7 protein-coding genes and 7 pseudogenes are annotated in these 20,515 nt (G+C 60.2%); 7 read left to right on the forward strand and 7 right to left on the reverse strand.

The features are described from left to right. Nucleotides 1-11: 11 nt before the first annotated feature. From ACVIGA_RS26960 to ACVIGA_RS26975, 4 genes and pseudogenes are all read right to left on the reverse strand, one after another. Nucleotides 12-362, reverse strand: a pseudogene (locus ACVIGA_RS26960) (ATP-binding protein); the annotation flags it as partial. Continuing rightward, nucleotides 362-1,608, reverse strand: a pseudogene (gene istA / locus ACVIGA_RS26965) (IS21 family transposase). The pseudogenes istA (ACVIGA_RS26965) and ACVIGA_RS26960, both read right to left, overlap by 1 nt. 726 nt (nucleotides 1,609-2,334) lie before the next feature. Beyond that, nucleotides 2,335-3,921, reverse strand: coding sequence for a hypothetical protein (locus ACVIGA_RS26970; protein ID WP_456668635.1), 1,587 nt, complete (start codon nucleotides 3,919-3,921; stop codon nucleotides 2,335-2,337). A gap of 406 nt (nucleotides 3,922-4,327) precedes the next feature. Further along, a pseudogene (locus ACVIGA_RS26975) lies at nucleotides 4,328-5,610 on the reverse strand (IS256 family transposase). Nucleotides 5,611-5,875: 265 nt separating this feature from the next. Here ACVIGA_RS26975 and ACVIGA_RS26980 point away from each other — a divergent pair. Next, nucleotides 5,876-6,136: pseudogene (locus ACVIGA_RS26980) on the forward strand (IS3 family transposase); the annotation flags it as partial. A gap of 78 nt (nucleotides 6,137-6,214) precedes the next feature. On the opposite strand, the gene ACVIGA_RS26985 reads toward ACVIGA_RS26980, so the two are convergent. Together ACVIGA_RS26985 and ACVIGA_RS26990 are read right to left on the reverse strand one after the other, a co-directional pair. Further along, nucleotides 6,215-7,326 (reverse strand): IS3 family transposase gene (locus ACVIGA_RS26985; protein ID WP_456668636.1). Its coding sequence is split into 2 segments (ribosomal slippage): nucleotides 6,215-7,071 and nucleotides 7,071-7,326, totalling 1,113 coding nucleotides; the frame shifts between segments, so codons are not numbered across the junction. A 200-nt stretch (nucleotides 7,327-7,526) separates the two neighbouring features. Beyond that, a complete protein-coding gene (locus tag ACVIGA_RS26990; RefSeq protein WP_166104051.1) occupies nucleotides 7,527-7,982 on the reverse strand; it encodes a hypothetical protein in 456 nt (151 codons plus the stop codon). Between the two features lie 1,631 nt (nucleotides 7,983-9,613). Between ACVIGA_RS26990 and ACVIGA_RS26995 the strand changes: the two genes are divergently transcribed. From ACVIGA_RS26995 to istB, 5 genes and pseudogenes are all read left to right on the forward strand, one after another. Next, nucleotides 9,614-9,871 (forward strand): hypothetical protein, encoded by a 258-nt coding sequence (locus tag ACVIGA_RS26995; protein ID WP_173643868.1) that lies wholly within the window; start codon nucleotides 9,614-9,616, stop codon nucleotides 9,869-9,871. 313 nt (nucleotides 9,872-10,184) lie between these two features. After that, nucleotides 10,185-10,307 (forward strand): hypothetical protein, encoded by a 123-nt coding sequence (locus ACVIGA_RS27000; protein WP_256459633.1) that lies wholly within the window; start codon nucleotides 10,185-10,187, stop codon nucleotides 10,305-10,307. 773 nt (nucleotides 10,308-11,080) lie between these two features. Continuing rightward, on the forward strand, nucleotides 11,081-12,823 hold the full coding sequence (locus tag ACVIGA_RS27005) for an ABC transporter ATP-binding protein (RefSeq protein WP_173643869.1): 1,743 nt from the start codon (nucleotides 11,081-11,083) through the stop codon (nucleotides 12,821-12,823). Nucleotides 12,824-15,231: 2,408 nt separating this feature from the next. Next, nucleotides 15,232-16,759: pseudogene (gene istA / locus ACVIGA_RS27010) on the forward strand (IS21 family transposase). Between the two features lie 11 nt (nucleotides 16,760-16,770). Further along, nucleotides 16,771-17,513 (forward strand): annotated as a pseudogene (gene istB / locus ACVIGA_RS27015) (IS21-like element helper ATPase IstB). Between the two features lie 358 nt (nucleotides 17,514-17,871). On the opposite strand, the pseudogene ACVIGA_RS27020 reads toward istB, so the two are convergent. Next, a pseudogene (locus tag ACVIGA_RS27020) lies at nucleotides 17,872-19,201 on the reverse strand (IS5 family transposase). Nucleotides 19,202-19,329: 128 nt separating this feature from the next. Here ACVIGA_RS27020 and ACVIGA_RS27025 point away from each other — a divergent pair. Beyond that, nucleotides 19,330-19,767, forward strand: a complete 438-nt coding sequence (locus ACVIGA_RS27025) for a ParA family protein (RefSeq protein WP_456670898.1) — start codon at nucleotides 19,330-19,332, stop codon at nucleotides 19,765-19,767. The last annotated feature ends 748 nt before the right edge of the window (nucleotides 19,768-20,515 follow it).

Below are 20,515 nucleotides of genomic sequence, written 5' to 3' on the forward strand. Positions count from 1 at the left end.
GAATCGGACTCGGGCGGCCCGAGCAACAGCACGTTCTCTCCGTTAGCGATCCAACGTGATGCGGCCAGGTCGCGGATCTGCTTGGGATCAATCGAGGGCTGCGCCTCGAAGTCGAAGCTTGCGAGCTCCTTCACGGCCGGGAAGTGTGCAAGCTTCAGCGCCATATCGATGCGGCGATGATCCTTGCGCGCGATCTCACGTTCGCACAGCAAGATCAGCGTCTCACGCGCCGACAGGTTCGCGCGCGCCGCCTCGTCGAGCAGGCTGTCGAGCTGATCGCGGATGCCGGAGAGCTGCAATCGCGCCAGCATGGCATCGAGCGGATCGGTCGGTGCTTCGGTTGCCTTCTTTGCGCGCGTCATCAGAAGCTTCCCCCGATCACGGCTTCATATTCGGTAAGCGGACGCAACAACGAATGCGGTGGAGACGATCCCGGCACCGCCGCTGCAGTCTCCGGCCGGCGGACCGCGCCATTGCGCCCGGCAACACCGTCGAGATGAACCGGATCGACGATCCGCAGCCTGCGCCCCTTCGATTTCTCGTGAACCGCGACCTGGTGCACGCCATGGCGGATCCGCACCTCGCCGGCTGCGATCGTTACCGCTACGCGCTCGCCAATAAGGCGCCACGGCACCGAGTAGCTGTTCGTATCAATCTCGACGGCGCAATCATTGCCGACGACGCGGGTCGGTTCACGCAAGGATCCGAACGACGGCTGCCCGCCGAGCGGCTTCAACCGATGTATTTCGTCACGCGCGAAGCGGATGATCGGCGCCTCGCCCGTCGTGCCGTGGATACGAACGTTCGCAACCTCACGCTCCCACCTGTCGAGATGCGCCTCGAATGCTTCCCAACTAAGGAATGACCGGCGATCGCGTTCTTCTTCACATAGCCGACGCCGTTCTCCGTCTTGCCCTTCGTGCGCGCCCGATATGGCGCGCAGGCGCGAGGACGGAAGCCCCAATGTTTTGCGAAGGCTATCAGCTTGTCGTTGAACTGAACCGACCGGCTCACCGCGTCGTGGCGCACGACAAGCGCGCGTGGATTGTCCATCAGCACTTCCTCCGGCACACCGCTGAAGGTCGTGAACGTGCTCTCGAGCCCGGCGAACCAATGCTCCTGCCTCTCGGCCCGGAACGCACGCGCATGGAGCCGTCGCGAGTGTCCAAGCGTTGCCACGAACACGAATGCCTTGACTTTCGCCCCTCCGATCTCGACCAGACGCTCCCCGAAGTCGATCTGCAGCTGCCGGCCCGGCGGCGTCTCAAACCGCGTCGTCGCCAGCGCCTCCGCCTTCAGCGCCTGGCGATAGGGCTGCACGGCGCGTTGCAGTGTCCGCCGGCTGACGGCCACGCCTCTCTCGGCCAACAGGTCCTGGCGCACCACGTCGGCATTGCCGCGATGCCGAATGAGCCTCTCGCGCAGCCAGCCCTCAAGGCCGTCGAGACGCTTCGGCCGCTCAGGCGACTTGAACGGCTTCAACCCGCCCGCCGCCACGTAGTCCTTCACCGTGTGATGGCTGCAGCCAAGCTGCCGCGCAATCCGCTTCACGCCCCACCCGCACGCTCTCAGGCGCATCATTTCCGCCACGTCATCCGGCGTCTTCATCACCTGCCCCCGGGGATCATTCCACGGCGAGCCTTCAGTGATTCGTTCCCGCTTGATTCACTCTCTCCTCAGCTATCCGAGGAGGGGGCAATTCCTCGTGACGCTGAGGGGGCAGTTTTCCATGGCGCGCGACAGCAGGGTGCAGGATTCACGGACAGTGCGAATAAGGGCATAAGGTCGGAATCGCAGTCGGCGCCCGTGATTCGCCTTGCTCCAAGCCTTCCGCTCACTGGTTTCCCCCGAGCTTTCGATTGTCCAGATCCTTCCCCGGACCGACAGGGTGGCGCTCGTGGCTCGCTGAAGTCAGCGGTCTTGCTGTGTCCCTGTTGCGTCTGCCAGACGAGTCGCGTCCACAGCCATTACGTGCGACGCTTTAGCCGATCTGCCGTGGCAAGGTTGGGTGGTCGAATTCCGGCTTCACGCGCGGCGGCGAAGGCTGCCTCCGTTCATGTCTCTGATATCGGCGCGAGCGATCTGGCGAGCCGATTAGAGGCGGCCTAGGCGCTTGCAATCGCCATTCCGGGTATCGTCGTGAACCACGACTTGCCCGATCGCCGTGTAGAGCGCCTGCCGCTCGCAACTCGACTTCACCTCGTAGATTTTGCGCAAGACGCCGCCGGTCTGGACCCCGAGATCAACATAGCTATCCTTGAAAAATGGTCTGAAGCGGTAGCTGCAATGACCCGTGCCTTGCCCGGGAATGTCCCCTCGCTGATAATGGCGCAATCAACAGAGTTGCCGAACGAAACGTTCTGCCCATAAAAAACGTGCCAAGGTGCTCGTTGCGGAAAATTCGTGTGTTGTTATCACCCTGTTCAAGAGTGCCATGACAGCCTCTTGCGAAACCAAGCCGAAGTCGGCCAAGGCGCAAGAAGCAAGCTGTGATGAAATTATGTCCGCACGAGCCGCAATCGCCTTTGGCAGTACAAGCGCGAAAGTCTCCTTTGCGTAACCGCGTGGAAATACGTCAGAGCCCAAGCGCTCACGCAAGTAAGAACGGAGGAGCTCCTTGCCCGAGCGAAGTGCAAACGGAAGCTTCGCTCCAAAATTGATCAATCTCGGATCGCCGAATGGGCGGACGGGCCAAAGTCCTCGCGTCGCGAGTGGGCGAGCATGACAAAGACTTGCGAGCAGAGTTGTGGATAGAGTGGCGCTGATGGGGGCGCTAAAAAGGAAGGATGAACGAGCGGCGTCAAGCCCGCGTTTCGTCAATAGGTCTTCTGCAAGCCCAAGTGCGATATCCAGGTCGGGTGAAGACGGAGATCTGGGTTCCTCCTCGTCGCTGCTGAAGCGAGCGCAAAGCTCGTCTCCTCCTATGCCGGTCCAGATTATTTCGCAGCCATCACCTCGGAACCGATCCCAGAGTGACCCGAACGCCTCAAGGTAATACTCTGAAATGAGTGGCAGGCGTCCTTTCAGGTCAAGATCTAGATCAATCGCCGGCATGTGGGCGTGCATGTCAACTTTGTGATCGCGACAATCCAGTGCGCTCAAAATGTTAGCTCGGCGGTCAATCTGCTTGGGGCTACTCCCGTCGCCCAATAGTATCCCGCCACATGCTAGCGATGCTACACTCTCGCCAACAGCAACTGCGACGGAAGCGGAGTCCATTCCTCCGCTCAGCTCCACAGCGTTTGCGCAGAAGGCCGTCGGCCGCGAACGAACAACCGCCTGAAGAGTATCAGAAAACTCAAGGACATAATTGCTCCCCTCTCGTCCAGAGAGCTCAGGGGCTGATGAAGTTGTCGCGCCGTACTCAAACGACGTTTGCGATCTGTCGACGTACAAGGTGGCGCCAGCAGTCAGCAGATTAACGCCAACGAGGGCCTGTCGCGCAGAGTAGAACGTTCTCATAGATAGATGATGGGCTACGATTTCTGTATCGATCGTTCCCGATTTATCCAAGAGATCTATGAAATCCCAGGAGAGCGTAACCGTACGAGTGCGCTCCTCCACGTGGAAGTAAATTGGGAGGCTGGCTATATAGCCTGCTCGTACACGCAACCGAGGGCCCCGTCGAGCCGCCTCGATCACGATAAAATCGAGCGGCCAGTGCATACATTTCTGGTAGTGCTGACGAAACTGATCCATAGACGCATGGGCTATTACGACCGAATGAACGCCAGCCCCGTCCGCCGCTACTTGACGCTCACGTATGACGAAGAACCATTGCTCAGTGTTCTTCACTAACGAACTCTCAAGACTCTTATGTTGGAACGGCCGGATGTAGCTTTCACCAACCTGTATCGAACTGCCTTTGGCAACAGGATCGTAGTTTTCCAAGTCGGCTATTTTCAGAGTGGCCTTGAGCATTTGTTCCTTAAACGTTGCCGCCTCTCGTGGGAGAGGCGGCAACGGAGTTAAGAATGATCTTAAAGGTAGCCGAAGTTACTGCTGTCGTTAGGGAAGGGGCCCTTCTCTCCCTGAATAGTGGGAGGTGGCAGTACCGGTAAGGGGAGGTCAGTTGTATCGGGCCGCGATGGCCGCTTAGGCGCGTCTGCAGTTGTGCTCTTCATGTCAATCTCCGGGTGGTCCGGCTTCTCGTCGTCTCAAATCTAGGCTTCAGTAAAAGCCAGAGAGAGAGTGGCGCGGCACCGTGTCGAGCCACAATGGAAGGTCTCTCATGTGAGAAGGCGGGCGACAACCTACCAATGTCGGCAGTTGGATGACGGTGCTGGACAGAAGAGCTATCGCCAAATTTTGGTGACGGCGCGGCCGGTCAGGCGGCGGCGGTTATGGGCTGACGGTCAGTCGGTTTGGCGATGAGCTCGATCCCGTCGTTGAATGTCACACCGAGAACGAGTTTTGGCAACTGGTTGTGGCCATCGAGACGACGCCGGCTTTTCTGCGCGGCCTCAAGCAGTTTGAAGACCATCGCGAGCGCCGTTCTGTTGGACAGGCAGCCCTTCGATCGGATCGTGCGGTGGCGCACGGTAGCGAAGGTGCTTTCAATGGGATTGGTGGTCCGCAGGTGTTTCCAGTGTTCGGCCGGGAAGTCGTAGAACGCCAGTAGCGTGTCCCGATCCTTGCTCAGGCAGTCGGCCGCCTTCTCGTATTTGGGCGTATAGCTCTCGATGAAGGCGTCGAACGCCAGCTCGGCGGCGGCCTTGGTTTCGGCCATCCAGCTCTCCTGCAACGCGCGTTTGGCTTTAGGCTGCTGGCTCTTCGGCAACTTGGCGATCACGTTGGCGGTCTTGTGTACCCAGCAGCGCTGCTCGTGCGTTTTCGGCCAGACCTCGCCGGCGGCCTTCCAGAACCCGAGCGCGCCGTCGGCGATGGTGAGCCGCGGCGGCACGCCGAGCCCGCGCCGCTTCAGGTCGAGCAGCAGATCGCGCCAGTCCTGCGCGCTCTCGCGGGCGCCATCGGTGAAGCCGACCAGTTCCTTGCGGCCTTCCGGCGTCGCGCCGATCAGCACCAGGATGCACTGCTTTTCGTCTTCGAGGCGTGCTTGGAGATGGATGCCATCGGCCCAGATGTAGACGTAGCGCTTCGCCGACAGATCGCGCCTCTGCCACGCGGTGTGTTCGTCAAGCCAACCGTCCTTCAGACGGCCGATGGCGGATGCCGACAACCCGGCAGCATCCTTGCCGAGCAGCGCCGCCAGAGCCTCGGAGAAGTCGCCGGTGGAGATACCCTTCAGGTAAAGGATCGGCAGCAGCGTCTCGATCGATTTCGAGCGGCGCATGTAGGGCGGCAGGATCGACGGAGAGAACCGGATGCGGTCGGGATCGGTAGCCTCCGCCTCGCGATCGCGTACACGCGGCTGGCGGACGCCGACCGGACCGATACCGGTCATCACCTCGCGTTCCGGCAGGTGACCGTGGCGCACGAGCGCTGGTGGCCGTCCGCAGTCCTCAAATCGGCATGCTTGCCGAGAAAGTCCGCGACCTCGGCCTCGACCGCCTGGGCCAACAGAGCACGCGCCCCATTGCGCAAGATTTCGGTGAGTTGATCGTCGACGTTTCCTGGCTGAATCAACTTGATGATGTTATCTTTGGACACGGCATATCGCTCCTTCGGTGGAGAAGTGGAGGCGTCAAGCACCCCCACGATATGCCGCCTTCCCGATTCCCGCCGTCACCAACTTTCAGCGATAGCTCGTCACCCGCCGAATGTGCCAATTGCTTCGCCGACGCCGGATATGGCCAAAACTAAAGTCATCACGCTCTAGGTTGTGACGAACCGAAGTTGCATCCCATGCAAAGACCGCCACGGGATATCGCCCCGAGCGATCAGACCTTGACGCCTTATGACCGGGAGCACGCCGAAGGCCGATTGCTACGACAATGCTCCGATGGAGAGCTTCTTCCATACCTTGAAGACTGAGCTCGTTCATCATTGCAACTACAAGACCCGCGCCGAGGCCCAGCGCGATATCTTCGCCTTCATCGAAGGCTTCTACAACCGAACAAGGCTCCATTCCGCCGTGGGATATCGCCCCGATCGAAATGGAGCTAAAAGCCGCTTAAACCAGTCCACTTTCTCGGGGGAAGATCAGACGCAGAGTGCGCAGACTGGCGAGAGGTAGCGGAGAGTATTGCGCATCAATCCTAAACGCGAGCCGCAGCGCGCCCGCCGAGCGTGACCTGCTCCCCGATTTGCTCGTTTATAAGGAGAGTCTGTTCTGGGTTTGGCCCCTGTTGGGGCGGGTTGCAAACTCGGTCGGTGTGAGCCCGTTGAGGCTCGTGTGCGGTCGGTTGGTGTTGTAGTCGATCCTCCACTCTTCGATGATCCGGCGAGCCTCGTTGAGATTGGCAAACAGGTGCTCGTTCAGGCACTCGTCGCGCAGGCGGCCGTTGAAGCTTTCGACAAAGCCGTTCTGCATCGGCTTGCCGGGCGCAATGTAGTGCCACTCGATCCCGAGTTCTTCCTGCCAGGCCAGGATCGCATTTGAAGTGAACTCGGTGCCGTTGTCGCTCACGATCATGCGTGGGCAGCCCCGGCTTTCAATGATGTGGCCAAGCTCACGCACCACACGCAGGGCGGTGAGCGAGGTGTCGACGACCAGACCCGGGCATTCCCGGGTGAAGTCGTCGACCAGGGTCAGGACACGGAAGCGCCGGCCACTGACCAGCGTGTCCATCACGAAGTCGAGCGACCAGCGCAGGTTCTGATCCTGCGGGATCGTCATCGGCGCCCGGGTGCCCAGTGCCCGTTTGCGGCCACCACGCTTGCGCACGCTCAGCCGCTCCTCCTTGTAGAGCCGGTACAGCTTCTTCCGATTGATCCGGACCCCTTGCCGAGCCAATAGCAGCCCCAGGCGACGGTAGCCGAAGCGGCGACGTTGCGACGCCAATTCCTTCAGCCGGGCTCGCAACGGACCATCGTCCGGTCTCGTCGGGGCATAGCGATAGGTCTTCGGTTGCAGGCCAACCAGCCCGCAGGCCCGCCGCTGCGAGTAGCCCTTCTCATCGATCGCCCAGGTCACAGCGCGTCTCCGCAAGCTGGGCGTCAGAAGTTTTTTCCGAGCATCTCCTTCAGTGTCGATGCGTCTAGCATCGACTCCGCCAGCAGCTTCTTGAGCTTGCGGTTCTCCTCTTCCAGGGCCTTCAGCTTGCGGCCGTCGTCGATCTCCATCCCGCCATAGCGCGACCGCCACTTGTAGAAGGTCGCATCGCTGATGCCGTGCTTGCGGCACAGATCGCTCGCCGACATTCCGGCAGCGTGTTCCTTCAAGACCTTGATGATCTGCTCTTCCGTGAACCTGCCTTTACGCATCGTCTGTCTCCTCGGTGGAGAACAGAACCCTAACTCAAAACCGGGGGCGTTTCAGGGGAGCAGGTCAGTGGCGACCTTCCGTATATCGCATACGTCATTTTGATAGGACTAACCTCGCTCGCCATCGCCGCGGTCGTAATATTTATGCAATGAGGTGGCCGTCCTCGTGTTCAGCCGCGGTGTCCGATGCCTCGGGATCTTCAGAGGTTCGGCAGCTCAGGGCCCACGGAGCTCAACAAGATGGATGGTTGGATAGTAACAGCGGCAAGGAAGATGGCGACGATGACGAAGAATTCGGGCACATAACTTGCGTGGGGGCCGTCGCCGATCCGGCGGAAGTGGTGAGGATGACCATCGCGGAATGCGGCGCAAAGGCCGCAATGCTCAACTGCCCAATCGAAGAGGAGCAGTTGCGAAGACTTGGCGTGAAGCCCGGCGAGCTTCTCATCGTGCACGATGACGAGATCAGTCCGACTATTTCGCACGCTCGTCGTCATTAACGCGGCACGTCTGATGTCGCTCAGTTGCGTCCGGTTCGTGACATTGTCGTCCGGAAAGCACCGCTCGCGCGAGTAGTTAGTCTGCACAAGGTATGAAAGCGCGCCGTTTGCCTCTCTGCGCAATGTGGCCGTCTGGCCCATTGATTGCTGAGCCAAGTATGGCTTGGTCGCTTATTGATTGAGGGCCAAGTCCTCACACCGTAACTCGTGCGGGCGGTCGTCAGCACCGCCCGCACGCTTTTCATGGTGGTGCGCACTATTTCGCCTCTCTTGCATCTTGAATGGCCCGCGAGTTGCTGAGAGCCAATTGGGCTTGGCTCCTCATAATTCGCGCGACCTCTATGAGATGGCCAAGTCTGCGCGGGGGGGCTCTCCTCCGTGCATCTTTTCATGCCATCGGAGGCACGGTGTGGAGATCATGCATGCCTGCGTTCGACGCAGCTGTTCGCTCTGCCGATCCCGACAGCTCGCCGCACTGCGGGAGGCCGTGACGCGTTCGCGAAGGCGAGCACAGAACTCTTACGTAAACACCCGCTTACGCTCTTTAGGCTGCTTACGATCATTTCCGTTGCGGCGCATGAGGAGCATGGACTATGAGCATCAAGCTAGCTTCTCGAAGTTACACTATTCTCATCGCAGACGCAGCTGTATCGGTCGTTGAGGTGGTTTGCGCAGCATGGCGCGGACAACATGCCTTCTCGGACAGCAGCGCGAGCAGCCTGCGATCTGCGTGTGAAAGCGTGTCCCTTGTTCCCTTACGTTTATCTAGCACGCGGACTGCTGAGCTATGTATAGCTTGGTCGCTTACTGAATCTCTTGAGGACCAAGCATCATGCGTAACGCAACTCGTGCGGGCGGTCTCTCAGCTACCGCCCGCGCGGTTCCATCGTGGCGCTAGCCGCCATGCTCTGTCGAGGTCAGGCTACGACGGGCGAAAAGACTGGCTCCGCTTATCTCTACACTTGAAGTTCGTGACCGTCTGGCACGCGAGTTGCTGAGAGCCTTTTGGCTTGGCTGTTTATTTCACGTAACCCCAGCAGCCAAGCTTGGCGTAGCAAACTTCGCGCGGGCGGCTCCTCCAGACGCCCGCGCCTCTTTTCCTGGGTTTTACCGGTCTTCTGCAACAGGCTCGCTGGGGAGATAGTTCACATGAGCCGTGAAGAGGCTTTGGAAGGAGCCATCGCGGCGCTCGGAGATTGGTCCGGGGGAACGACCGAAACGAGCGTAGTTCTCGCGACGATTGCGCAGCTCACGGCGACTGGGCCGCCCCCTAGCCGGCCTCAAAACCAAAAGCTCGTTTCCCCGACTGACACTCACGATGGCTTTGTGGAGCGTGCTGTAATGGCCCGGCTCAAATTCATACCGGCCTTCGAGGCCGCTATTCGCTCTTCCGCCCCTGAGAAGCCATCTGCACTCCGAGAGGTCATCCGCCAGCGCGGAGGCCCTGATGAGTTCGCGGTGACGAGCACTTAGCTCTTTAGGCTGATCAAGATCATATTCTCGCGGCGTGCACGAAGAGTATCGCTCATGAATGGCAAGCTGCCGCCCGCTCGTGGTCGCTTGGCTAGGGGCGGCTCGCGAGCAATGAAAGACAGCACGGGGAGCATCACTGCGGATGTTGGACCGACATCGATCGGCCCTATCGGCATCTTAATGACAGCGGTCCAACTGGCCGCGCACTTCAAGACCACGCCTCGAACAATCGCTCGTTGGGCTGAAGAGCCAAATTTTCCGTGCGCGAGCACTTCAGCAGGTGAGGTAATGTTGCTGTTAACGGACGTACAGGAGTGGAATCGCCAACGCCGACGCACCGCGCCGCGCTACGCTCCAAAGAGAAGACCATCGAGAAGGTGGTGGAAAAAGCTGGCCGCCGCCAGCGCCTCATTGCGGTGTTTTCCCGGCGATATCCGCCGCAGATCCGGCGATCGGCAGTTCCGCCGCTTGGCGCGCCCCTCTCGCCCAAGATGATCGTTCAGGCCGATGGCTCGCTAGCCCCTGCGCCCACTGAAGAACAAGAATCGAATGTAGCCGATTTTCATCAGTGACAGAATCTTAGTGCTGCCGTGTTTCGCCAGGCTGTGAATGCACTGCCGGCGGCATTGATCGCGTCGATAACGCGCTTCTCAGGTGCACCCAGCGTGTCTTTCGGCACGTAGTCCCGGGCCACCTCAACGCGGAGATCGGCCAGCCTTTTTCAAGCGAGCTTGTTCGAGCGACCGCCGGATGCCGATTTGGCTCCCTCATCCGCGGTCACTTTGCATCCGTTATAAAGTTGGAAAGTTCATCCAGAATGTGAGGGCGCCTCCGATGGAGACCACGGCCCCGAGCAGCCGGTGCGCGGCAGGAGAGAGGACGCCGATGGCCCTTGTTTCCATCGAAAATCGCGCGGCGGTTCGTATCATCACCTACGCAAACGCCCCGTTCGGCACCATGGCCGCTGCCGGGACGGCCGAGATGTTCCATGCAGCCGCAGCAGATTAACTGATTAGCGCCAACGCAGGCCTGCCGCGCAGAATAGAACGTTCTCATAGATGGATGATGGGCTATGATTTCTGCATCAATCGTTCCCGAGTTATCCAAAAGATCCACGAAATCCCAGGAGAGCGTAACCGTACGAGTGCGCTCCTCCACATGGAAGTAAATTGGGAGGCTACCTATATGGCCTGCTCGTACACGCAACCGAGGACCCCGGCGAGCGGCCTCGATCACGATAAAATCGAGCGGGCCAGTACATGCATTTCTGGTAGTGCTGACGAAACTGATCCGTAGACGCAAGGGCTATTACGACCGAATGAACGCCATAGTTTTCCAAGTCGGCTATTTTCAGAGTGGCCTTGAGCATTTGTTCCTCGACTTAAACGTTACCGCCTCTCGTGTGAGAGGCGGTAACGGAGTGAAGAATGATCTTAAAGGTAGCCTTCGTTAGCGCTGTCGTTAGGGAGGGGCCCTTCGGCCCCACAATAGTGGGAGGTGGCAGCACCGGTAAGAGGAGGTCAGTTGTATCGGGCCGCGATGGCCGCTTAGACGTGTCTGCAGTTGCGCTCTTCATGTCTGTTCCTAGCGTGATCGGGCTTCTCGTCGTGTGGCGCGGCAGCGTGTCGAGCCACACTATAACTTCTCTCATGTGAGAACCCGGGCGACAACCTACCAAGATTTGGCGGGGTTGGATGACGGTGCTGGACAAAACTGGGTTGGAGTCTAGTAACGGTAAACGGCAGCAAATTCCACAGAGCCGCATCTTTACGTGAGATCGTATGGAATCCAGATCGCAAGGCCATGTCGGCTCTCTCAGTGTAAGCAAAGCCCCATTCCCTGGATCAACCGCAGATCAGGTCAACGACAGCGCATTGTCGCCGGTTTCCGAAATTCTGCATGCGTACTGGCGATCCGATCGGCGCTTGCTTCTCATCGTTGCCACAGTGGTGCTGATCTCCAGCGCGAGCAGCGTCGCAGCCCCCTATGTATTTTCGAGTCTCATTGATCGTCTCCCGCGGGGGGAAGGCATGTCGGCGCTTGCCTGGGGATTCGCCGGCTATGCGGTCCTGCTCGGCATAGCCTCCGCATTGCAGCGCATGCTGCAGTATCTTTCCTTCATGACAGCCGAGAACCTGGGCTTCATCGCTGCAACTCGCTTTTTCGATCGCATTCTGAGAAAAACCTCGGCCTTTTTTCTTGAGCACAATCCCGTGGAGATACAGAGTGCGGCCGCGCGCGGGTGCAGCGGGTTGACGACGTTGGTCCAGCTTGGAATTATGATATTCATCCCGGCTGCAGCGCAACTTCTGCTTACGCTCGCTACTCTCGGTGTGCTCGTCAATATCCAAGTCGCTGCAATCGTCCTCGCTTATGGGGCTGTCGCGATTACATTGGGGTGGAATTCCACGCGTCGGGCGCGCGTGTTTCTGGACCGGGCCATCGAAGCCGGACAGGAGAATGCGCGTTTCGTCGGCAACGTCATGAACTCCATGGACACGTTGCGCCATTTCGGCAGTCATTCCTGGATGAGTCAGCGCTTTACGATGAAGGCGCGGGAGGTGCGCGATAACTGGCGAGCCTACGTGTTTCAACGATTGGCCTACATAGCCGTGCTCGGCTTAGCCATCGCGCTACAATTTGCCGTCACACTTCTCCTTCTAATGCCTGAATACCGGGCCGGTGCGGTCACGATCGGCGATATTGTGCTATTCAACACGCTTCTACTCCAACTCAATACGCCCTTCGAGATGGTCGCGCGCGCGATCTCTGACGCGGCGCGGTCGCGAGCCGACCTCATTCCTCTCGCCAGACTGTGGGTCGCACCAGAAGAGCGGCGAACATCTCATGCTCATGATTTCACGCCCTCCGCTGGCCAGCTATCCTTCGAGGGCATTCGGTATGCCTACGACAACGGTCGTGGCGTTACGAATGTCTCGTTTCTGGCTAGGCGCGGCGCCATTACCTTCCTTGTCGGCGAATCCGGATCGGGGAAGTCGACAATATTCAAGCTCGTCCTGAAATCGATCGAGCCAGACTGCGGCCGTATTCTGGTCGATGGAACCGATATAGCGACCATCGATCACACGGATTGGTATGCCGCAGTTGCTATTGTGCCGCAGGACGTGATGTTGCTCAATGAGTCGGTAGCCGACAACATTCTGCTAGGACGGCCCCGCGACGAGGTGCGCCTTCGCGGTGCGTCGGAAAAAGCCGCAATTCTCCGCATTATCGAGGCTCTGCCGGAAGGATTTGAAACAACCGTTGGAGAACGCGGTTTGAAGCTTTCAGGCGGGGAGCGCCAGCGTGTTGCTATTGCCCGCGCGCTCTATGGCGAGCCGGCGATCCTTCTTCTCGACGAGGCCAGCTCCGCGCTTGACGAACGAACCGAGCGCGACATTTTGGACCGTATTCGCAGCCTGGCGGAAGATGTGACCGTGCTGGCAATCACTCATCACAAAGGCGTCATTTCTACAACCGACGTCGTGGTCGAGCTGACCGACTGCGGTTTGTCCTTGACCTAGGCGAAGGGGATAATCAGCCCGGCGCATTGATTGTCTGCACTGTAGGCGCATTGCTGGACGAGATGCCTTCGCAATTGCAAGAAGTGGCCCACGCAATTAAACGTGTCAATCGTGCATACGATGACGTAATTGCGGTCAGCGCCTGCGGCTCAAAACGTCAGCTATCTTCAAGCCTTCCCGCAAGCTCGCGAATCGGAGGGGACTATGAAGCAACCGCCAGCCTGTTGAGCTCGTCGGATAGCAGGAGAAGGTATTTTTCGAAGCGTTCGGCTCTTTGGTTGGGGACGAGCGCTGTCACCATTTCCTGGAGGTCCTGTCCGACGACGGGTACGATTGACAGCACCGATCGCGCTTCGGCGGTCGTGACATCGGCGGCTCGTTCCCAAGTCTGGTTTTTCTGAAACGCCCGGGTGTTCTGTCATGACGACGATACAACCCGAACGGGCGAGCGAACGCACCCCCGAAAGGAGATGGATTTTTAGGTGCAGGCTGACCGCGGGTTTAGGAACCCGGACCGAAACAGGCTGGCGATCGATCGGCGTCGATTGCTGCCGAAAGCGCGGTGAGCCTTGGCGGGCGCGCTGGACCCTCTGGTTTGGCAGAAGGCCAAAAGATTTCTTACGAAGTCAAAGTCGCCCCCAAGCGAGCAAAAAGCAGCGCAGAAAACCTGCGGGTCTGATCACGTCCGCCTGTGATAGATCTCCGGCAACAATCGCTAAGACGAACAGGCTGCGTTCTTTTCAGAGAGGACGCAGCGAATTAGGAGTGCGGCACGTCTTTGGACTGACCATGTTCGCCGTCTTTTGCGTCTATATCCGCGTCGGGCTTTCGATCCTAAGTGCAGTAGGCCACGGCAGCACGGCTTGCAGGTTCGTTGTCCGCGCTTTCGGCAGGAGCTTGAGCAATTCGGGTTTGATAAAGCCGAGCGGCCGAGCGCAGCCGTGTGCACGAAAACCCAAGGGAGAGCGCGCGGTTTCGTCGCGCCCTGAGTAGGCAATGACTGTTGCAAACGTCTAGGATGTATGCGACCGTAGACTTGGGTGTCAGAAACCCGAGATAGCATCAGTGGCCATCAATGGGCTAGCGTATAACAGCCCCGTTCGGTGGGACGGTGCGCCCATGTCGAAGGGGCACCCCAAAAGCACATTGGCCGTTCAGGATTACGGTTTCTGAACCGCCGGCAGCCAGTCCGCTACCGGCATCAGAGCTAAAAGCAAAATCCATGAACCATCAGCGAATCTCGCGCCGTGGCGATCGCTCGCGTCTGCAGTCTCAAAGTGTTGCACGACAACGAAACATCTCAGCAGAGAGCCGACCGGTTGCTGGTGCCGCACAAGCGGCGTAACGGCATCGTCAACTTAATCGACCGCCGAGCTGAAGGAGGCGCTTCTTAAAGATTCGAGATTCAGCCATTGTGCTTGTCGTCTCGCACCAAGTCGCAAAGGCTCGCTCGCGCGAAGCGACGGCAGTGACGGCTCCCCATGCGAGCCAACAAATAAGCCCGCTAGCCTCTCCGGATTTGTTAGCGATCTGTGGACGCTCACATTGCTGTCGGCCGCCAAAGACGATCTTGGCGGGGTTTCCTCGGCAAGGCGGTTGATACCTTGGTCCGGCGAGTGTCGCCCACGTGTGGATTCAGGATCACTCGCCGAGGAGCTTCGACAATACAACGCCGCTCGCTTGAAATGATTCGACCGGCGTTGGCTCCCAGCCCCCCGCGAAGGTGATGCAAAATCCCGACAAGGATGGGTCAGCACAAAGCGTGCCAAGGTTCATGTCTCAAACTGGAACTTTGTAGAACTGCGGGAGTCAATTCCTGGCTCTCAACCCCTTCACTACGCTCAACAGATGGAAAGCCCAACCAACTGAGCTGACGCCATTTAGTGTTCTTCGCGCTGGGACCCTCTGACTCGCGCGGAGCAGGGATTTCCTGTCTCTGGGGCTTCGGGTTCTGTCGCGTCCTTCCAGCAGTTGATGTCGCAATATGGTGCAGGCCCGGAACGTGTTGGAAGTTCAAACCAACCCGCCGGGGAGGGCGGCTGCGCTTCGGTGACAACGTCAACCGCCTGTCGACCCGTGCGGACTGGTTTTCGATCCGGCGCGTCTTTTTTCTTTGGCTGGGCCGACCTGACTCTTCTGGCAGGGGATTTGTGCCGGGCTTTGAAGATTATCTAGAAAGCGCCGGTCCGTAGCGGCTGTTGGTTCCAACCAACAGCAGGGATGAAGAGTGCTGATTCCGCTCGATGTCGCCCACCATTCCGGAATGATCTCGCCCACCGTTCCGATTTGATGTCGCCCACCATTCCGGGATGATGTCGCCCGGGGTGACGAGGCCTCTTCTGGCTCCGATACGGTCCCGCCTTTCGGCTTTGCGAAGGGGGACCTGGATGCCGACGGAGAGGTTTGCGATGCGCCGTGTGCGCGATGTGATCAGATTGAAGTCGGCCGGGATGCCGACCCGCGAGATTGCGCGGCGGGTCGGCACGGCCCCTTCGACGGTGCGGTTGACGATCCGCCGGTTCGAGGCGGCGGGGCTGACCTGGCCGTTGCCAGGCGACGTCACCGACACGGTGCTGGAGGCCCGGCTGTTCGCCAGCGCCGGAGGAGGTCCGGGCACCCGGCGGGGCCATCGGCGGCAGGCCGAGCCGGACTGGGCGGCGGTGCATCGCGAGCTCAAGCGCAAGCACGTGACGCTGTCGATTGTGTGGGAGGAGTACATCGCGGGCGAACCCAGCGGGTATCGCTATTCGCGGTTCTGCGAGCTCTACCGGGCCTGGGAAGGCCGGCTGTCGGTGACGATGCGCCAGTCGCACGCGGCCGGCGAGAAGCTGTTCGTCGACTATGCGGGCGACGGCGTGCCGGTGGTGATCGACCGGCTCACCGGCGAGCGGCGCGCCGCGCAGATTTTCGTCGCGGTGCTCGGCGCATCGAGCGTCACCTACGCGCAGGCGACCTGGACGCAGGGCCTCGCCGACTGGATCAGCGGGCACGTCGGCGCCTTCGAGGCGATCGGCGGCGTGCCGGCACTGCTGGTGCCGGACAACACCAAGGTCGCGGTGATCAAGGCCTGCCTCTACGATCCGCAGATCAACCGCAGCTACGCCGATATGGCGGCGCATCACGGCACCGCCATTCTGCCTGCCAGGCCACGACGGCCACGGGACAAGGCCAAGGTCGAGCAGGCGGTCCTCATGGTCGAGCGCTGGCTGCTCGGACGGCTGCGCCACCGGATCTTCCACAGCCTCGCCGAGGTCAACGCGGCGATCGCCGAGTTAATGACCCGGCTCAACGAGGAGCGGCCGATCCGGCGGCTCGGCGTCACCGCGCCGCAAGATCGACCGGCCGGCACTGAAGGTCTTGCCGGAGAGCCCTTACGTGTTCGCCGAGTGGCGGATCTGCCGGGTCAGCATCGACTATCACGTCGAGGTCGAGGCGCATTACTACAGCGTCCCGCATCGCTTCGTCCGCGCCGAGGTCGAGGTGCGCTTCACCGCCCGCACCGTGGAGACTTTCCACAAGGGCGAGCGGATCGCCGCGCATCAACGCGTGAGCGGCAACCACAAGCACACGACCGTGCCGGAGCACATGGCCTCCAGTCATCGGCGCTACGCCGGCTGGACCATCGAGCGCATCCGCAAGGATGCCGCCACGATCGGGCCGGCCACCGCGGCGCTGTGTGATCTGATCCTGGATGAACGCACACACCCCGAGCAGGGCTTCCGCGCCTGCCTCGGCATCATCCGGCTGGCCCGCTCCTACGGGCAAGAGCGGCTCGATGCCGCCGCCATGCGGGCGATCGATATCGGCGCGCGCACTTACGGTTCGGTCAAATCGATCCTCGCCAACAATCTTGATCGGCGTCCTTCACCCAAGCGCTCCGCGGACGACGCACCGATCCTCCATCCCAACATCCGCGGGCCGCGCTACTACAATTAGGAGATCACGCCTTGCTCACCCATCCGACCCTCGATCAGCTCCATCAACTCGGCCTTCACGGCATGGCCAAGGCCTTCGCCGACATCGAAGCCGGCGGCGAGGCCGCCAGCCTCGGTCACGCCGAATGGCTTGCGCTCTTGCTCGAACGTGAAGCGTCGCTGCGACGCGACAAGCGACTGTCGAAGCGGCTTCAATATGCCAAGCTGCGCCAGCAGGCCTGCATCGAGGACATCGACTATCGCACCCCGCGCGGCCTCGACCGCAGCCTCTTGACGATGCTGGTCGAAGGCCAATGGATCACGACCACGCCAATCTTTTGATCTGTGGCCCGTCCGGCGTCGGCAAGAGCTGGCTCGCCTCGGCGCTCGGCAACAAAGCCTGCCGCGACAATCGCTCCGTGCTCTATCAGCGCGTCCCGCGACTGTTCAGCGATCTGGCCTTGGCGCGCGGTGACGGCCGCCACCCCCGCCTGCTGCGCGCGCTCGGCCGCGTCGATCTCCTCATCCTCGACGACTGGGGTCTCGAGCCGCTCGACGCCGCGGCCCGCCACGACCTCCTGGAGATCCTCGAGGACCGCTACGGCCACCGCTCCACCATCGTCACCAGCCAGCTTCCCGTCGATAAATGGCACGCGCTGATCGGCGACCCCACCTATGCCGACGCCGTTCTCGACCGCCTGGTCCATAACGCCCACCGGATCGATCTCAACGGCGAGAGCCCGCGGCGAACCCGTAAGCCTGGCCGAAAGGCCTGAGCCCGTGGCCCTGTGGACATGCCGCTGCGCTTGGACGACGCGAAGGGCGTTGCCCACATGCCCACAGCAGGAGCAGCAAAAAACAAGTCCTTCGAGCCGCGATTCAAGATTGACCACGCGGCTTCGCCGATGCCAGCAACCAGACAGCCAGAACGCCTCGCGCCCCGGGCGACATCAAATCGGAATGGTGGGCGAGATCATCTCGGAATCCTGGGCGAGATCAAATCGGTACACCCGGGCGAGATCATCGGAATCCGCAGAAGAGGCCGGTTTCATCGAGATCGTGCCAGCAGGAGCCACGATCGGAAGGAATAGTCATCAATGAACACGATCGTCATCAACAATAAAAAGTCGTCCGTTAACAAGCGGGATTGAGGGCGACTGGGGTTGCGAAGGCGCGCCAAAGGACGGTCAGGATGAAGCGCAAGAGCTTCCTGAGCCAGGCGAGGATACGGCGGAAGTTATAGCCGACGGCGGAGAGGATGACGTTGGCCGCATCGCCGGCACGGCCTTTGAGGTAGCAGCGGCCGAGGTAACCATCGACTTTCAGGTGTCCGATGATGGGTTCGATGGCGGAGCGGCGGCGCAGCTCGCGCTTGATGACACCGAAGACGCCGCGCTTCTGGCCAGAGATGAAGATGCGACGGGGATTTTGTGCGTCGTGGCCGCGATATCCCTTGTCGACATAGGCCCGCTCGATCGCGCAGCCGGTGAGTGTCTCGGTGCGGTCGATGACGTCCCGCAAGGTGTGACCGTCGTACGGGTTATCGGGTAGCGCCCTGGCGTGCAGCACGAACAGGCCACCGGGAGCCCGCCGGTTGTTGGTGACGATAGAGGCTTTGACACCGAACTCGTAAGGCGCGGCTGCTTTGCCCTTGCCGATGCATTCCACCTCCGGGGCGTGGAAGGAATAGAGCTTCCAGCCGCGCTGGCGCTGCTGCTGCGCGCGAATCTGCGTGGCCCGGCTGAGCGAGAGGGCGAACGCGTTCTCGAGCACAGCCTGACCTTCGATCTTGCAGCGGATATCGCGGATGATCCGGCCCAGCCGGCTGCGCAGCTGCCGATGATGCCGCTTGAATTGCTTGGCATGGGCGTAGCGTCCCGCCATCATTGCCGCGGTTCTTGGCAATGCGAAGATAGGACTGCCGCAGCTTGACCCCGTGCTTCCTCGCCAGGCGGTTGAGCCCCTTGATCGCCGCGTGCAGCAGCTTGGCGTCGGTCGGGAAGGTGATCGCCTTCGGCTGCACGGTGGTATCGACCGTGACCCGCTTGAGGTCTTGGCTGCGTAACGCGCCGGCCTCGTGCGCCACCCGCAAGCTCTCGGCCAGCAACAGCTCCAGCTTGTCGCCGAGCCGCTTGCGCCAGTGGCTCAGGTCCGAGCGCTCGTGCGGGAACGCGTGCTGAAAGAACTCTTCGCCGGTGAAGTACTGGAAATACGGGTCGTGGACCCAACGCTCCCCCTCGTCGGACAGGCCGTAAATGTGCTTGAGCAGCAGCCCGATCATGAAGCGGGTCGCGATACCCGGCCGGCCGTTCTCGCTATAGAGCGGCGCGATCTCGCCGTCGATCCAGTCCCAATCAACCTTGCCGGCGAGCTGAACCAGCTCGTGCTTCATATTGATGATCTGGTCCAGCCTGGCCCGGAACAGATCGCCCGATCCCGTCGTCTTGTGCTTCTTCGGTCGCATCGCCACCTCCGATGCAACGACGGAATCATGACTGGCGATTCGACGGAATCCCGAAAATGAAACTGCAAGGTTCCGATGTCCGAAGCATCAAAACCCTGCAATCCTAACAATCCAAAACGACAAATGCGATTCCAGCTCAATCGCTTAGCCGCTCTTCACGGACGACTAAAAAGGGTGTCGGCAAGACGACGCTTGCTGTGCATCTGGCTTGGTTCATGGCGGAAGCTGGCCACCGGGGTCTGATGATCGATGTTGACGCGCAGGGCAGCGCGACCGACACGATCAAGCAGAATACAGGGGCGATCTCGCCGGCCGATCTCTTCAAGCCGGCGACCCGAGTCGCTGGTGAAAACAACGGTATCACGCTGGCGCCGGCCGACAGTGACTTTACGGATATCGATCGCGGCAACGCTGCTGCCGTCATGACCCTGACAGCAATCTCGCCGATGCCGCCGAGCGGTTCTCGATATCTGAATGATCGATACCCCGCCATCGCTTGGCTTCGCAGCGCCGCTTGCCTGGTCGCCGCCTCGCATGCGCTGGCGCCAATTTACCTGGAAGATTAAAGGCCTGATGCAGACCGTGATCGGTGTCCAACGACGGTGCGGTCGCCAGGACACGAGAATCTCGGCTTGCTACATTCGAATTTCAATACCAAGTCGCCTCGTCAACGGACGCACTTAGAGCAGCTCTTGCGCGAAGCGGGAAAGTACGCATTCCCAGGCCAGATTGTTGCACGAGACCGCTATGCCGAAGCCGTTGCGGAACGCGTGCCGGTATGGAGATTGAAGCGTCGCTGGGCGCAAAAAAAAAAGCATAGTTTCACAACCGAGGTCGGCAGCATCGTCGCTGGCAATAAGGGTTCGCTATCAGAACCGGACCGGAGAGCTTGTTGTCGATCAAACGCAAGCAGTCGCAGCACTCAACGCAGCAAGGGTGGAGACGGAAAAAGAGCTTGGGATCACGGTCATAATGGAAAAATGGATCGTCTCCCAATCCGTCATCAATCCAGCCTTCGACTCCAACGAGAGAGAGCGAGAAGATTGGCTAGCAGCTAGGCGACATCTCGCTCTCGATACTCGATCTCGCCGATTGAAGCCGCTACGTTCCAGCTCTCGTAATAAGGGAAGCGGCCAAGGCGCGGCAGTTGGTCTCCGCGGTCACAGCAAACAGGCCAGCCCTATCACTACAAGGCACTGCTCCTTGGGGGCCCACCAAAACGGTAGTTGAGGCGACCGCGGCAGATTTGTAAGACCGTATGTCCGCCTCTACCGATGAGGTGGCTCGCCCTACACTGCGCGTCCGAGGGTTGCT

Source organism: Bradyrhizobium sp. USDA 3240, from assembly GCF_054063295.1.

Coding starts and splice junctions, on each gene's coding strand:
- ACVIGA_RS26970 (WP_456668635.1), bottom strand. CDS start 3,921: ATGCTCAAGGCCACTCTGAAAATAGCCGACTTGGAAAACTACGATCCT.
- ACVIGA_RS27000 (WP_256459633.1), top strand. CDS start 10,185: ATGGCCCTTGTTTCCATCGAAAATCGCGCGGCGGTTCGTATCATCACC.
- ACVIGA_RS27005 (WP_173643869.1), top strand. CDS start 11,081: ATGGAATCCAGATCGCAAGGCCATGTCGGCTCTCTCAGTGTAAGCAAA.